The sequence below is a fragment of the Hyphomicrobiales bacterium genome, assembly GCA_016710435.1.
Lineage (GTDB): Bacteria > Pseudomonadota > Alphaproteobacteria > Rhizobiales > Aestuariivirgaceae > Aestuariivirga.
In genome coordinates this window covers 1-13,833 of sequence record JADJVV010000006.1, presented here as the reverse complement: position 1 = coordinate 13,833, position 13,833 = coordinate 1, and the positions used below count along the sequence as shown (strand labels likewise).

Genomic DNA, 13,833 nt, shown 5'->3' with positions numbered 1-13,833 from the left:
ACAAGCAACGCTACATACGCAGCGCTTGTCTCCTGCGTATAGGCTTGCCCGGATGATTCAAGGAGAAACTTGATTCTCCTTGCAGTATCTGGGCTAAGTAAAATTCGACGAATAGGGCGTCCAGCACCTATTCGCCGACCGCCGTGCCCCCTCATTAAAACACCTCCCCGTAACTCTCCTGCAAGTCGGAGAGAAACCATTCCCGCTCTTTCGAGCTTGGAATGGTTTCCAATAGGCCATTCCATTTTGCCACGGCTGCGTGTGCAGCCCGGGCAATGTTCTCTGGTGTTTTTGGCCCCGCCACCTCGATGGCGACAAAAACACTCCTATCATCACCAAATAAACTCCCGGCGCTCGCCGGGAAACTCATTTTAACGTTTACCATCGGAAACCTCGATGGTAACTCCTGCATCGCAACGGTAATCGTGTCTTCTAGTAGTCGAAACATCTTTTTTCCTTCATTCAATACTTGAATTATAACACAATTCAAGCCAGAAGTCAAGTCATTTCTGAATGACACCCGAGGGATACAGACGCTTCCACACTGCCCGTACCTCGGATACGGACAGTGATAACGGGCTGGATGCCCGTGTTTCTGAATCGCCCTCCTCGCGAAGGGCAAACGCGAAATCTCGCATCCATTCAGGCCATGGGTGATGCCACCCATGGGTCGCATTGGTGTACCAGAGGTCAGGCGCGAACGGCCTGACCTCGATGTCTATTCCTAATTCGGACTGAGCCGCATGTAACGCGGCTCGACATGCATCCTTGAGCACGATGTGCTCGCATGTATATGGCATGCGTTCCACGCGTGCCACAATGGTTAATGCAGTTTGGGGATCGTGAAGCCAACGCTCCACAATCTCTAATATCCGCATTGCCTCATTTTCCATGGTCTTTCCTTTCCATCGCGGCTAGCCGCGATTCAATCGCGGCTAGCCGCGACGACCACGTGTGATCCTCCTCCTTCGCAAGCCCAACTTCCCGTTGCCATAACTCGGCAACAGCACGGCGCACGATATGCGCCGTGCTCAGATCGAGCGCCACTGCAAGTTCCTGCATATGGGCGTGCAGGGTGACCGTGGACATTAAATCCACGGACTCAATCACCCATTGCCGCATTGTGCCGCCGTGTTGATTGATCAACACGGCGATCTGCTGTTTCGTCTCACGCGGCAGCGCGATCCGCGACGAAGCAGCCGTTACTTGTAATTTTGCCATTTTATCTCCTCATCTTCCCCTCATCGCACGAAACAATCCCTCCACCATATCTTCTGCTGTCCCACATCCTACGACGTGGGTAATCGTCGGAGGGAGAACGTGCAGATTTCTCCGTATCTCCGGCGTCGCGCATGAAGACAAATAATTATCGAGCCATATCAGGCGCTCGATCTGGGGCAGGTTGCCCAATGCCACATATCCATCAAGTGCCTGATTGTCGCCGAGCGCGACAATGACGCGAACATCATTGTGCCGTGCGCCAAGCGCATCAGCTAACGTTCGCCCCTTGGCAGCGGCGGGCTCACCTCCATTGAGGGAGGTTTGACGAGGCCGGATGCCGCTGCCGTCTATTGCCGCGTTGTCAAAACTGACAACAAGGATATCGGCTCCGCCGACGCCAACAGCACCGGCAGCCATGGCGACTGCTGCCGCCGGTTGAGCGAATGATGAGCATGAACCGCTCACATCCGCCAAAACGAGAATAATCGGTCGCCCAAGACCTTCCTCCCTGGCACGGGAAAAAGCTTGATGCGTGAACATACGCGTCAGCACTTTTCCCCAGTCATACCGCACTGATGGGGCCTCATCGCCATCAGAGACTAGGAGGGAAAAAGCTTGTGCGATACGGCGGCGCACAAGCGGATCGACGTTCCGAAGCAGGGTGGCGTGCGCCGTCGTGCCTGCCCTAACGCCCAAACGCTGGCGGCGGCGCAGCGCGTTTTTCATCTTTCTTGCGTCAGCGGACTCGCCGGCGTCAGACTCGCCGTCAGGCACCTCTCCTGAGGCGGAATCGCCTCCATGGGTTTCCGTGCCCGTCTGCGTTGAGCCGTTAACCTCGTCCGTCTGTTTTGGACGAGACACCGCCTCTGGCATTTCTGCCAGAAGATCATGGACAAGTAGATCGAACACCTCCTGTATTGGTGTCCGAAAGCCGTATCTTCGTCCGAGGAACGACACCTCGGACGGCTCGACCCGCTCATATGATTCTGATGCGGTGTTCCATAACCGCGTCAGAAGCGGCGAAGCGGCGCCACTTCTGACAGGAACACACAATGCAATGCATTTTTCGGTCTCCTGTCCCAACAGGAGAGTGGCGCTCTCTGCATCTTGATAGCGCCACAGAAACAATGAGTTGGATTTTTTCTGGACATTCCGTAATGTCCAGAAAGTTTCGGGGTTCGTGTACATAGTCACATACATTGTTTCTACCTTTGCCTTTGCTTTGATATTATTCCGATCTACCGCGTCGGATGACGCCGAGTGTATGAGTGCGCATCTCACACGGACACTCGGGAACCTGTTCCCCATGCTCACTCCGCATGGTTCGGCGGCACGCTTTCAGTGGGAGGATCGTCGTTAGCGTGGGGAGTTCCACAGCATCCGTCTGCCGTGCTCCGACGTAGCTCTCACTGACCTGCATCAAGGGTTAACACGCTACGACGTTCTCTCTCGAGGCGTCTCGTAGAAGCCTTCCCTCTTCCTGCAGGCTTTTGCTCCCCTAGGAGGGGGAGCCCTGCTCTTCTTCATTTCCTCACCTCTTATCTCTTGACTTCTCCCCAAACCGTTGCGCCGACATGACGCAAGGTTTGGGTCAGCACGCCCCAGTCCCCTTCGGTTTTGCACAGCCACCCTCGAACGAGGATGGCTGCATCGTCCGCACTGTTTGCCAGGCGGAGCGCCTGACAGAGTGATCGCATTTCCTGGAGAGAGGGGGCTGATTCGCCCCTCGTTCGTATGGCGGTCGCCATATCGACCACCAGGCGAATCAATCCCGGTTGGGATCCTGTCCACTTGCGCAGCAGGTCTCGCTCGACGCCTGCTGGCAAAAAAGCCATCTCATGGCGATAACATCGCCGTTGGAGAGGCTCGCCTAATGGGCGAACCTCGTTGCTCGTGATAATTACCACGAGGTTAGTAAGACTTGCTTGCCAACGTTTTGCAAACGGGCCGTAGACGCGGCCCGTTTGCAGAAAGTCGAGCAGTAAATTCTCAACTTTCTGCGGGGCCTTGTCTAGTTCGTCCAGACACAGTACCACTCGGCCCACCTGGCTTGCTTCGGCGGCGAGCGCCAGAAAGCCGGGCTGATACGCCTCGGACGCCTCTTTCACACCGGCGGCGACCGCGCCGATGTTGACGCCGAAGAAAAGTTCCTCCTCACTGAGCCAATTGTGGCTCAGCAAGTACATATATTGGGCGCCGAGACACTTGGCAAGTGTCTCAGCGAAAAAAGTCTTGCCCGTGCCTGGAGCGCCGCGTACAATCGCGGCGTTTACTCCCCCCGTTGCCTGGGAGAGCTGCGCCGCAAGCAGAATATCTGCGGGGCGCGTTGTAAACCCGTGTTTTTCTAAATCTGTTCGCATTTTTCTTTCCTTTTCTATATCACTAAGTATAGCACAAAAATGGTACTATACAAGTGACAATTTATTCATTTCAAGACAAAGAGAACCCCTGATCAAGATCAGGGGTTCTCTTTGTCTTGAAAGAGTATTAGATCAAAAGGATTGCCTATTGATCTAATACTCTTCTTCCCATTCCGCCGCAATGCTTGCGGCGGTTTCATGTCCTTGGTACTGGCCTTCTTCGATCCAGTCGCAGAAGGCTTCCATGGATTTTGGCGCCTGAGACAATTTACTCAGGACAGCCGAGATGACAATGTCTGCTGCCTCTGTCGCCTCTTCGTCGTTGCACCCGTGCAACGACAAATAACGAATTGCTTCCTCGAAAGTCATGGTGTCCTCCTTGTTTCATATCAGATAAATATCTGATGTCAAGCAAAAAAATGCCTTTCTGACAAAATTGTTAGAGCGGAGCCAACATTCTCCGCAAATCGTCCATAATATCTCCTAATCGAGGGCTGTCCACCCCTCGACCCAGATGAGGGAGCAGGATGGGCACATGCGCCCATGCTCCATCCCTCCGTCGCCGCTATCAAGCCACGACCCGGGGCGTAACCTTCCGTCGCACACTGGGCAACGCCCAGTCGCTGTGGGTGGCGTCTCCGTGATGAGCTCGCCACTGAACCCGATATCGACAACAATGCCGCGCTGCGCCGCCGCGCGACGCACCTCCATAATATGCACACGGCGCAAAATATCGTATGCATGATCGACAGCTGATGTATCGCCATCTCCTTTGCGGAGCACCCGCAGTGCATCCACGATGCCGAGCGCTGCATACGCGCTCCCGATCACGCGGGCGAGGTCGTGGAGAGACTGATCGATCTGATCCGCCTCTCCTTCTGCGAGTACCGCCGCCATCGCTATGACGGCGGTTTGCACCTGGGTTGCGTGGAACGCCTGCCCCACGCGCCAGAGTTCATAGCTCTCCCGGAGTATCTCGCTGGGAAGCTTCCCTGCCGCTACCGCGTCAGCATCGAGCTGCGCGCGGATGGCAGCGCCCAGATAAACATCTAGGCGCTGCTTCCCTCCCTTGTTAGCATCGAGCTGTTCGGAGCGTCCTTTTTTGACAATGATCATAGCTACGCATCCTCATCTGGATCATAAGCATCGGGCACATAGCCCAATGCAAACTCCACCGCTATCTCCCATTCGTCGTCATTGGAGGGGGTGAAATCCGCCCCCTCCAGCTCCGCCCCCCCGAAGAACCATACGAGGTCGCTGACCCCGATGGCCTCACTCCCATCAGGCCAGGGGTTCCATCGGGCATCGGATGCCCGATGGACGACGGCTTCTCCGTCCACGACGAACCACTGCCCATGCAGGGCAGGGTTGTAGCCCGGCGTTGCCTCTTCGACAACGCGCTCGGCGATTTCCTGCTTGATACCTTCAATAGTGATCATCGGGATTGTCTCCTTTTTCCTATGCCATCAATGAACGAGCAGCCGCTTTGGCAGCCTCGACGCTGCCAAAGGAAATGGACAGCAGCGCTTCGACGCTGCCGACATGCTGGCGCTTGCCAGCAACGATGCTGAAATCTGCATCGACATCGAAAAATCCCACCTGCTCCGCCGAGCGCCCCTTAAAGGGCAGCTCTCGCTGGATATAGACGCGCGTCTTGCCATATCCCTCCCAGAGGGATAGGGATATGGTCTCTCTAGTGCCGCTGGCGCTGGTGCCGGTTTGTGTAATCATGGTGCTCTTCCTTTCTGTATCAGATATCTATCTGATATATAGAGTATAGCAGATATTTATCTGATGTCAAGAGGCAATGTGGCATGAGTTTTGCGTGCAAAACAATACCCCTGGATCGAGCTCGATCCAGGGGTATTCGTCCAGGCTACAAGACCAATCCCTACCAATCAACAACAAGCTCATGTTCGCCGCCATTGACGCGGATGATCCGTGCAGGTGGCGCGTCTGGCGCGTCTGGCGCAGCTGCGCCGCGAGCCTGGCGCACCGATGCGATGTTATCCTCAACACGACCTGGGATAAATTTGCCGATGCGCGATTCGGCAAAGGCCCACTGTTCGCCCTGCTTGACCTGCGCTAATATGTCAAGTAGCGCTGCATCTGAGCAGGTTCCCAAAAAAGCAATGACCGCCTGCTCGGTTGGGAACCCGTTCCCAGCCGGTGGTTCCCAATCGGGTTCCATGGCGTTCCCATGCGGCGGAACCGGGTTCTGGGAACTCTCTTCAGCGTCATCCTCTGACGTGACATAATCACGAGCGACGCCATACCATTTGAACGCAACATAGCGTTGCCAGCGCTGCCGCAGCAGCAGCCCGACCTCGGCTCGGAATTCCCACAGGCCGCCGAACACCACGATGCTTCCCAGCAGCAGGAGCATACTCAGTGCAATCGCGCGGAAGTCGTTGAGCGTCAGTTCGGTCTGCATGAGAAATCTCCTTAGCGTGCCATAAAGCTGCGCCGTATAAGGCGGTACCCCAAAACGATAGCACGATCTGGAGCAAAGGTCAAATACACCGCCGCAAGGCCGCGCATGACCGGATCAGCAACGAGCATTTTGGCCCACGGCGGCATCGTGGCGGGTAGGCGCAGCAGGCCGTCATAGGTGCTGACAATGTCTGTCCCTGCTAGGAACAGCCAAGCAAGGAGGGTTGCGCCGCTTACAATCATGAGCCGCCGCGCTTCCCAGCGCACGGGGATCGCCTCAATCTCAATCAATGAGTAAAGCAACCCGACCGTGCAGGATACCAGCACGAACGGCGTGCCGGGCGTCAGCGCTAGCGGCTCCAGGCCGAACCAGCCGCGCCACTGGGTCAGCCAGGCTGTCCAGCCCAGCACCGTCAAACTGGCGGCGGGGAGCCATTGGAGCAAACCAAAGGCGAGCAGCACCACCCCGACCATGAGGCTCATATGCCGCGCCAACCCCAGGCGCACCACGCGTCGGGGGATGGGACGTCGAGCGGGCGGTGCACTGCTCAGCGCCTCAGCAAGAAAGGGATCGTCAGGCCCTCCATGGGGCGCATCCATGGGCGGGCCCTCCATGGGACGGGGTTTATGCATCATTGGGTACCTCCTCAATCTGCGCCAGCTTGCGCCGGACACTCGATTCACTCACATCAAAAACAATGGCAAGCTGGCGCGTCGTATAGCGCCGCCCGGCAACCGTGATCGTCGCTGCGTCATCCGTGAGCGCCTGCTGCGCCGCGTGCGCCTGCTGCTGACGCAACGTTATGATCTGTTGATCATACTCCTGACGCAGCAGCAGCAGCGCCTGACGCGCCTGCGCCACTTCCTGCTGGCGCTGCGTCAGCGCCTGACGCAGCTCCGCCACTTCCTGCTCCGCCGCTGACGCTCGCCGCGCCACGCCTTGAAGCTCGTGCGTCACACCTTGACGCACCGCCGCCAGATGGAGCATAAAAAGCGGGAGCACGACGGCGTAGGCCGCATGCACAAACGGCATGCGCCAGGTGCTCACATCGAGTGCAATCAGAATCGCCGCGAGGGCGGCGACCGCGACGGTCAGACCTGCCCAGCGACTGCGCCGCCCGTCGCGCATGGCCTGCACGGTCGCCACAACCGTGAGGTCAAAAGCGACAAATTGGATGACGGCAAAGGCGCCGCGCACCCAAAGCCAGGGGCCGCCCGTCGCGTCACTGAGCGTGAGCCCCATGGCGAAGAGCAGGATGTTGAACGCATTTCCGGCACCCAGGGCGAGCAGGGTGCTTTTTTCAAGCCGAGAGAGGCGGTCATGCATCATGGCTGCCCCCATGTGCTGCCACCGCTACTCCCACCAGGCCCAGCGTGCGCTGGATCAAAAGTCAGCGCCGCAGTGGGGCGGGGCGTCGGGAGGGGCGTGGCGTCGGGAGGGGTGGGGAGCGGCGTGCCCCATAGTGTGCCCCCGCTCCCCTGGGCAGAGGGCACGCCCATGTCCTGCTTGTCCACGAGCGGCGAGACCGGCGCAATCTCCGCCGCCACGGGAGCAGCTGGGGCAGCAAGCAGCCAGACCTGATTGTGGTCGGGATTGTCTAATTCGACGAGCTGGGCGTCGCCGTCTGTCAGAAGCAGCGCATAGCGCAGTCCGCTGACGTCCAGCTCAGCAGCGCCGTGGCGCGTCCATGCGCCACGCATGTGTTCCGGCACCACGAGGTCATAAAGCCGTGGCTCCTCCGGCACCGCAACCACCCCGACCGGTACCACGGCAGGGGCGGCAGGCGGGGCGACGTGCATGGGCGCTTGGGCACCGTCTGGCGCTGGCGTGTCCGCGCTGCGCTGCGGCAGGTTGGGCAGGTTTGGCAGGGGGATGCCCAGCGCCGCGAGGAGCATGACGGCGAACGTGGCGATCATCACCACGAGCAGCACCCACATGCCGATGGCGAACAAACGCTGGGCCACGCTCGTCCCTGGCTCCTGCGGTGGCGCACGACGCCGATAGATCGGTGGCGGATCAGCGGCGGGCCGCCCCTGCTCGCGCTGATCGAGCGCGGCGCGGTGGCTATAAATGGCCGCTAATTCCTCATTGGTGAGATCAGTGACGGCTATTGGCGATTCCATATCGCACATCCTTTCTCTTGGGCAGATGTGCGATAATGCCATCTGCCCCGCTAAAGCCATGATTTAGAAGGGGCTGCGCGGTGCTGCGACGACGAACCTCGTCGCAGCACCCGGCGGATTGAAACCCTGGCTACATCGTCCCCTCGCGCTGCACGTTCGTAATCGTCCCTTGATCCTCCAGCCACACGCGGATATCGCCGACTTCGTTCCGCTCAGGCCGGGCCGGGCACAGGAGACCTGCGGTCTGCGCATGCTGAAAGAGCTCGATCACCAGCTGCACATCCTCCCGGCAATAGGCGGCGGCACGTCGCACCAGGTCAGGATCGCCGCTGCGCAGCCATTCCGCTGCCTCCTGTCCATTCCCAGCCTTACCCCGACCCAGATTGACGGTGCTGATGTCCTGGAGCTTGTACCAGCGCTCCCGTCCAAACCCTTTGGACGCATGCTTGAGGATGCCCATCAGGTCAATGATCTGCATGGGGTCAAGCCAGGGATCGCCAGGATAGTCCGCTTCGGCATTGACGTGCAGCATGAGAAACGGCAGATCGAAGTCAAAGATATTCCAACCTACAATGGTTTGATTCATCAAGAACCGCCAGAGATCGGCAAGATCGCCGGGCTCTTCTGGGCCGTCGCTCCACACCACACGCCCCAGGGGATAGTGGCGATCCGCTGGCCACCATTGCGACCAGGCCGCGCTGGGGATAGCCTGATCATTGTAGAGCGTGGCCAGGCCGAAGCGCATGGCCCGCAGCTGCACCGGGCGCGGCAGCCGCGCAATAGGCGGATCCTGAAAGAAATCCAACGTTTCAATATCGAGGTAGAGCATGATATCCTCGTGGTTGGTACGCCGCATACATAGAAGATCGGCGCTCATGCGAATAGACAAGTCCGTAGTATGTTGTCCCAGACGCGGCAGCATCGACGACACCAACCACAACTTTCTCTCTGCTGAGATGCACAGAGATAGTTGTCAAGCGTTTAGCATTTTTCTTCGTACTTTTTCCTTTCATTGGAGCGCCTTTTGTGCCAGAGCGTAGGCCCCGGCTTTGCTTGCAGCGCCAGCGATAAAGAGGCCGCGATGAGCAAACGTGGCCTCACTGACGCCTGTAATCGCCTGCAGAGCGCTCCCTTCCAGCCCCGCCCATGCCGCTGGAAGAGAGCGCCGATTCCCTGGCACGCCGAGCTGCTGGGGAACGACCTGCACCCGCCATGTTCCCATTGACGGAAACACGACGAATTGCACCTCTTCTGCTAGCGTGCAAACCGCCGTTTGCCAGGGAATAAAACGGTCGAGGACGAGAATGCGTGGGTCGTCGGCGTTTTGGATCGCCACCATCACCTCGCGCTCGGCCTGGACGATCCCGACCGCACGCACTATCGTGCGATCAAGGATCGTTGCCGCCAGGGCTGACGCCTGGGCAAAGCATGCGTCGTAATTCGCCGCCTCTTGCCAATCCGGGTTCATCCTGCTTATGACGTGACTCACGGTCACGGTCATACCATCTGCGCACGGCGCGTACCCATTGTCGTGCGCGTCGATGGATTGGAACAACGTCCGATCCACCTCCAAGGCAACCGACGCGGAGTGCGTGAGACGCTCCCCAAAGGCGAGCCAAACGAGACCAGCGGCGGCATAGGGCACGCCGTTAGGGCGCACGCCCGCGCCCCCTGGCTGGTGGTGATCGAAGTCGGTCGCACCGTCCGACTTCCCACCTACGTCAAGGCGTAGGTCGGCAGCGGCGAGGTGATCGGGATGACGTGTGCGTATGATGCGCACACGGGGAAACATTCGCCGCACGACAACAGCGGCGAAAACATCGTCGGCATGAAAGATACCGTCGTGAGTGACGGCGACTTTCATTCTTCTTTCCATTGAGCAACCTCCTCATAGGTTGGCTCGCCCACAAACGCTCCGCAGGCGAACCCTCGTTCTAATTTTTTGAACCACGCTGTCTGGACATAGCGCGCGCTGAGCGCCAGCGCGGCTGCTCGCATCGCGCGCGGATTGGTCGGCGCACCTGCACGGTACCAAGCCTTGACAGCAGTGACGATCTCGCGCTCTGTCGTCGCCCGATTCATAAGTGCACGTAATGCCTGGGACATGTGAATCTCCTTTCTGGGTCTATGGCATTGTAGCATATCTACCCGTTTTGTCAACGAAGTGGCGAAAATGAAAACGGGGATATTCGTGTATAATAAGCGCATGTATGTAAAGAGTTTTTTTCTTGAACTGCTCGCGGCAAAAAGCTTGAGGGAAAGCCGCCGTATCAGTGTCCGCCTCGCCTGGCGCGAGTCGGGCGTATCAAAGCGGGTGGCCTACAGCATGGCAAACAATGCCATGCGCGAGTACCCCGCTGATGCACTCGTCAAGCTCTGTCGCTATTTCGAGTGTGATGTTGGGGATTTGCTCGCACTCGCCGACGATCATGGGTGTGCAGTCCACCGCCGCCATAACTAAAGCGTCGAATGGTCATCGCATAACTCCCCTTTATCAAGCACAATCCAGATCTGGCCCGTCGGACTGCGCCGCCAGCTCTGGAGCTGCCCCGTGCGCGCCTGACGGCGGATACTATTCGCCGAATAGTGCAGGCGCTGAGCAGCAGCGGCGACGGTCAGCGCGCCGTCAGGCGGCGTCAGCGCGGCACCATAGCGCTGCGTGCGCTGCCGTGCGCTGTCGCATGCACGGCAGCCGTGCTTGACGCTCAGCATGGCAGCGACGCCGACGATATGATGCCCCACACTGCACCAGCGCCACCCGGCAGCTTTGCAGTCCTCACACAGCTTGTTGGCATTGGCAACACCGCGCTCGTGACAGCGCAGGCAGCGTTTGCGCTGTCCGATGAGGATGCCGCCGCGTGTTTCAGCTGTTGTCATAGACGAACCGTTAGAGCTTGCATGTGCCCAAATGGATTCATTGTTCTTTCCCTTCAGATGCCATAATCCACCGCCCAATCACCTCTGCCACCTGCGGCACCACGGCGTTTCCCAGCACCTTTAATCGCTTGCCTTTGTCCAGCCCTCTGGAAAGCCCATCAGCCACTCGACAAAGCGGATCGGGATCGCATGTCCAAAACGCGCTTTGAAGGTGTCGGTCACAGCAATCTGATGCCTGGTTTCGCCCCGCCCCACCTTCGCCGATCCGCCACCGGAATGATCCGAGGCGGCGGGCGTGGGCCACCAGGAACAGGCGCTCGCGTGTGTGTGGGGCACCCAGGACACACGCCGATAGCACTGACCATTCCGCATCGTACCCGAGCGTGGCCAGGTCTGCGAGTATGGCTCCGAAGAATTGTCCAGCATCCGTTGAGAGTAGCCCTGGCACGTTTTCTGCCACGACCCATCGGGGCCGAAGCTCGCGAAGGATGCGACGGTATTCGGGCCAGAGATCGCGCTCATCGTGTGATCCGCCGCGTCGTCCGGCGAGACTGTGGGGCTGACAAGGGAAGCCGCCGCAGATAAGATCGACGGGGGCGAGGTTGTGGGCTCCGCATGCGCGGATATCCCGGTACTTTGGCACGTCGGGCCAATGTCGGTGCAAAATTTGTTGGGCATACGCATCAATCTCCACCTGCCAAACGGTCTGCATCCCAGCCCGCTCCAGGCCAAGCTCCAGGCCGCCAATACCGCTAAACAGACTTCCAACCGTCAGAGTCATGATTCCTCCAGGTGTCGCGCCTGGATGGTGATCTCACAAGCGGGACGTTTTGGGTCGATCCCGACCCGCTCCACGACCAGCCGCGCCACTCGGCAATCGTCAAACGCGAGCGCCAGCGCCACCGCGTCCAGGGCCGCTTTGACGCGATTGTCAATATCCATTCGTGCCGGCTGCCAAAGGTCAGGCGGATCGTAATCCACAGATCACCGTCCGGTACCGACCAGCCCTCATGGCGAGCTTGCAGGGCCACCTCACTGACGACGTACGCTCGAAAGGCGCGGGCCTCGTCGCTCAGGACGCGCTGCCCCCGGCGCGGGCCAGGTCGATACAGATGATTGATGCTGGGTGGCAGGAGCGGCAGCCAGATCACAAGAGGAGAATCAATCATGTCATGACCTCCTTGAACGTTAGTTGCGTGGCACGCAGTCGCTCGACGCAGGCTGCATTGAGCCACAAGCATTCGGTGCGGCGTGTGTTTGATTCGCCGCGCGCTGCTGTCCGTTCGCAGCGCCAGTGTGCTAAGCGTGCCGCATAGAGATCGTTGTCGTATCCACTCAGCATAACTGGATGGGGTGGGCCTCCAGCGCCGTCAGCAAGGCGTCATGATCGTCGATGTCCATTTCATAACGGTAGATCCGTTGTCGTGTACCATGCGCCGTCGCCCGTACATAGGGCGGGTCGCAATAGAGGAGGGTTTGCGGCGTGGCATAGCGCCCAATGATGGTGAGCGCAGGCACACATTCGATTTCAGCCGCCTGTAGTCGTGTCGCTATCGCCGCCAACCGATCCGGTAATTGTTGCCATACTTCATACGTCCCCGCCCGTACGCCCCGCGATCCCTTATTGCGCCACCCCGCGCGGCTGGACTGGACACCTTTTTGTCCTTGCCATGAGCGAACAAGAAAGCGCCGCGCATCCTCGACCGCCTCACCACTCAGAAGAACGGAGCCATCAGGAGCGACACAAGACAAATACTCCGCCCGGCTCCAAAGGGTGAAGCATATTGCCTCACACAATTGGGTTCGTGTGATCGGGTTGCGCAGCACCGTAAACAAGTTGAGCAGATCACCGTTGAGGTCGTTATAGACCACATGCGGCGGCGTATATGGCAGTGTTAGGCAAAACGCGCCGCTACCGCCATAGACATCGACGACCTGATCCACATGGGGCGTGAACTGGTGCAGCCACGGCGTCAAGCGCCACTTCGCACCGGGATAGCGCAGGATGGGGGCGGGCATCGTCGTCATAGGGTCGTCTCCTCATCAAATAGCATAGTCATAATGTTTCCTCGCACTGACGTACCCACGTCATCGTCATCGCATACGATTCTCCCGCGTCTTGATAGTCGAGCCAAAGCCGAATGAGATGCAAGAGTGGCTCGTCCCGTCCCGTGCGGGCCTGTTGCTCGGCCTGAGCCGCTTTGGGCGATCCCGCTTGTCGTGCTACGTGGTATGCCGCTAAGCGCGCCTGAAGTGGCGAGGCGGCACTGTTTTGTGCTGTGTCATACGTCTCCATAGTGCGTTCCACGCGGATCTCAACCGCGTGGGCAATGTCGGCAATGAAGGCGACAGTAGCCGCGTGATCGGTGTCGCACTCAAGGCACAGCAATGGATGAGCTGACGGCAGCGTATACCGCTGACAAACGAGACAGTAGCGCCGCTTTGGTGGCAGGAGGTTTGTTGGTGGGGCGATGTATGCCCCGCTCATAAAGTCATATGTTGCCATTTTTCCTTGGCTCCCTATGTATGGTGGTAAGAGTGGTAAGAGTGGTAAGAGTTGATCACTGGATCGCTTTCTACTGCCTTCGTGTTATTTTGGCACTCTTACCCCCCCCCCTTCAAGTGGTAAGAGTTGGGGGAAAAGTGGTAAGAGTTGGGGGAAGTCTTACCACTCTTACCACTCTTACCACTCTTACCACTCTTACCACTCTTACCGGCTTTGTGCGATGCGGGCATACTTTCCGTAGCCGACTTTGTCGATCAGGCGTTCGTTCAATAGTTTGGTAAGTTGCTTCTGTACCGATGGCACAGATACGCC

21 protein-coding genes are annotated in these 13,833 nt (G+C 58.6%); 1 reads left to right on the top strand and 20 read right to left on the bottom strand.

Annotation, left to right across the window (positions count from 1 at the left end):
* Positions 1 to 154: 154 nt before the first annotated feature.
* The 16 genes from IPM06_17360 to IPM06_17285 all read right to left on the bottom strand — a co-directional run bounded on the left by IPM06_17360 (position 155) and on the right by IPM06_17285 (position 10,244).
* Entirely contained in the window at positions 155 to 448 is a 294-nt protein-coding gene (locus tag IPM06_17360; protein ID MBK8772172.1) for a hypothetical protein, read from the bottom strand.
* A gap of 55 nt (positions 449 to 503) precedes the next feature.
* Positions 504 to 893 carry a hypothetical protein gene (locus IPM06_17355; GenBank protein ID MBK8772171.1) on the bottom strand — a complete coding sequence of 130 codons (390 nt, stop codon included), beginning with the start codon at positions 891 to 893 and terminating at the stop codon, positions 504 to 506.
* Positions 883 to 1,221 (bottom strand): hypothetical protein, encoded by a 339-nt coding sequence (locus IPM06_17350; protein ID MBK8772170.1) that lies wholly within the window; start codon positions 1,219 to 1,221, stop codon positions 883 to 885. The genes IPM06_17355 and IPM06_17350 overlap by 11 nt, the downstream gene beginning before the upstream one ends.
* Before the next feature lie 9 nt (positions 1,222 to 1,230).
* On the bottom strand, positions 1,231 to 2,421 hold the full coding sequence (locus tag IPM06_17345; protein ID MBK8772169.1) for a hypothetical protein: 1,191 nt from the start codon (positions 2,419 to 2,421) through the stop codon (positions 1,231 to 1,233).
* Between the two features lie 338 nt (positions 2,422 to 2,759).
* On the bottom strand, positions 2,760 to 3,581 hold the full coding sequence (locus tag IPM06_17340; GenBank protein ID MBK8772168.1) for an AAA family ATPase: 822 nt from the start codon (positions 3,579 to 3,581) through the stop codon (positions 2,760 to 2,762).
* 153 nt (positions 3,582 to 3,734) lie between these two features.
* Complete coding sequence (locus IPM06_17335; protein ID MBK8772167.1) at positions 3,735 to 3,950, bottom strand: hypothetical protein; 216 nt, start codon at positions 3,948 to 3,950, stop codon at positions 3,735 to 3,737.
* Between the two features lie 114 nt (positions 3,951 to 4,064).
* Positions 4,065 to 4,697, bottom strand: coding sequence for a hypothetical protein (locus IPM06_17330; protein ID MBK8772166.1), 633 nt, complete (start codon positions 4,695 to 4,697; stop codon positions 4,065 to 4,067).
* Positions 4,698 to 4,699: 2 nt separating this feature from the next.
* Positions 4,700 to 5,020, bottom strand: a complete 321-nt coding sequence (locus tag IPM06_17325) for a hypothetical protein (protein ID MBK8772165.1) — start codon at positions 5,018 to 5,020, stop codon at positions 4,700 to 4,702.
* Between the two features lie 19 nt (positions 5,021 to 5,039).
* On the bottom strand, positions 5,040 to 5,312 hold the full coding sequence (locus IPM06_17320) for a hypothetical protein (GenBank protein ID MBK8772164.1): 273 nt from the start codon (positions 5,310 to 5,312) through the stop codon (positions 5,040 to 5,042).
* A gap of 160 nt (positions 5,313 to 5,472) precedes the next feature.
* The gene (locus IPM06_17315) at positions 5,473 to 6,015 is read right to left on the bottom strand and encodes a hypothetical protein (GenBank protein MBK8772163.1); all 543 of its coding nucleotides are present in this window, start codon (positions 6,013 to 6,015) and stop codon (positions 5,473 to 5,475) included.
* A gap of 11 nt (positions 6,016 to 6,026) precedes the next feature.
* On the bottom strand, positions 6,027 to 6,497 hold the full coding sequence (locus tag IPM06_17310) for a hypothetical protein (protein ID MBK8772162.1): 471 nt from the start codon (positions 6,495 to 6,497) through the stop codon (positions 6,027 to 6,029).
* Between the two features lie 142 nt (positions 6,498 to 6,639).
* A complete protein-coding gene (locus tag IPM06_17305) occupies positions 6,640 to 7,344 on the bottom strand; it encodes a hypothetical protein (GenBank protein MBK8772161.1) in 705 nt (234 codons plus the stop codon).
* Entirely contained in the window at positions 7,341 to 8,138 is a 798-nt protein-coding gene (locus IPM06_17300; GenBank protein MBK8772160.1) for a hypothetical protein, read from the bottom strand. The genes IPM06_17305 and IPM06_17300 overlap by 4 nt, the downstream gene beginning before the upstream one ends.
* Positions 8,139 to 8,268: 130 nt before the next feature.
* Positions 8,269 to 9,015, bottom strand: a complete 747-nt coding sequence (locus IPM06_17295; protein MBK8772159.1) for a ribonuclease H-like domain-containing protein — start codon at positions 9,013 to 9,015, stop codon at positions 8,269 to 8,271.
* A 132-nt stretch (positions 9,016 to 9,147) separates the two neighbouring features.
* Complete coding sequence (locus IPM06_17290) at positions 9,148 to 10,002, bottom strand: MYG1 family protein (GenBank protein MBK8772158.1); 855 nt, start codon at positions 10,000 to 10,002, stop codon at positions 9,148 to 9,150.
* The gene (locus tag IPM06_17285; GenBank protein ID MBK8772157.1) at positions 9,999 to 10,244 is read right to left on the bottom strand and encodes a hypothetical protein; all 246 of its coding nucleotides are present in this window, start codon (positions 10,242 to 10,244) and stop codon (positions 9,999 to 10,001) included. Before IPM06_17285 ends, IPM06_17290 begins: the two co-directional genes overlap by 4 nt.
* An 85-nt stretch (positions 10,245 to 10,329) precedes the next feature.
* On the opposite strand from IPM06_17285, the gene IPM06_17280 reads away from it, so the two are divergent.
* A complete protein-coding gene (locus IPM06_17280) occupies positions 10,330 to 10,599 on the top strand; it encodes a helix-turn-helix transcriptional regulator (GenBank protein ID MBK8772156.1) in 270 nt (89 codons plus the stop codon).
* Here IPM06_17280 and IPM06_17275 read toward each other — a convergent pair.
* The 4 genes from IPM06_17275 to IPM06_17260 form a co-directional block, all read right to left on the bottom strand.
* A complete protein-coding gene (locus IPM06_17275) occupies positions 10,596 to 11,015 on the bottom strand; it encodes a hypothetical protein (protein ID MBK8772155.1) in 420 nt (139 codons plus the stop codon). The genes IPM06_17280 and IPM06_17275 overlap by 4 nt on opposite strands.
* 37 nt (positions 11,016 to 11,052) lie before the next feature.
* A complete protein-coding gene (locus tag IPM06_17270) occupies positions 11,053 to 11,796 on the bottom strand; it encodes a DNA cytosine methyltransferase (protein ID MBK8772154.1) in 744 nt (247 codons plus the stop codon).
* Positions 11,793 to 11,957, bottom strand: coding sequence for a RusA family crossover junction endodeoxyribonuclease (locus tag IPM06_17265; protein MBK8772153.1), 165 nt, complete (start codon positions 11,955 to 11,957; stop codon positions 11,793 to 11,795). The genes IPM06_17270 and IPM06_17265 overlap by 4 nt, the downstream gene beginning before the upstream one ends.
* A 393-nt stretch (positions 11,958 to 12,350) precedes the next feature.
* Positions 12,351 to 13,043, bottom strand: a complete 693-nt coding sequence (locus tag IPM06_17260; protein ID MBK8772152.1) for a DNA adenine methylase — start codon at positions 13,041 to 13,043, stop codon at positions 12,351 to 12,353.
* Between the last annotated feature and the right edge of the window lie 790 nt (positions 13,044 to 13,833).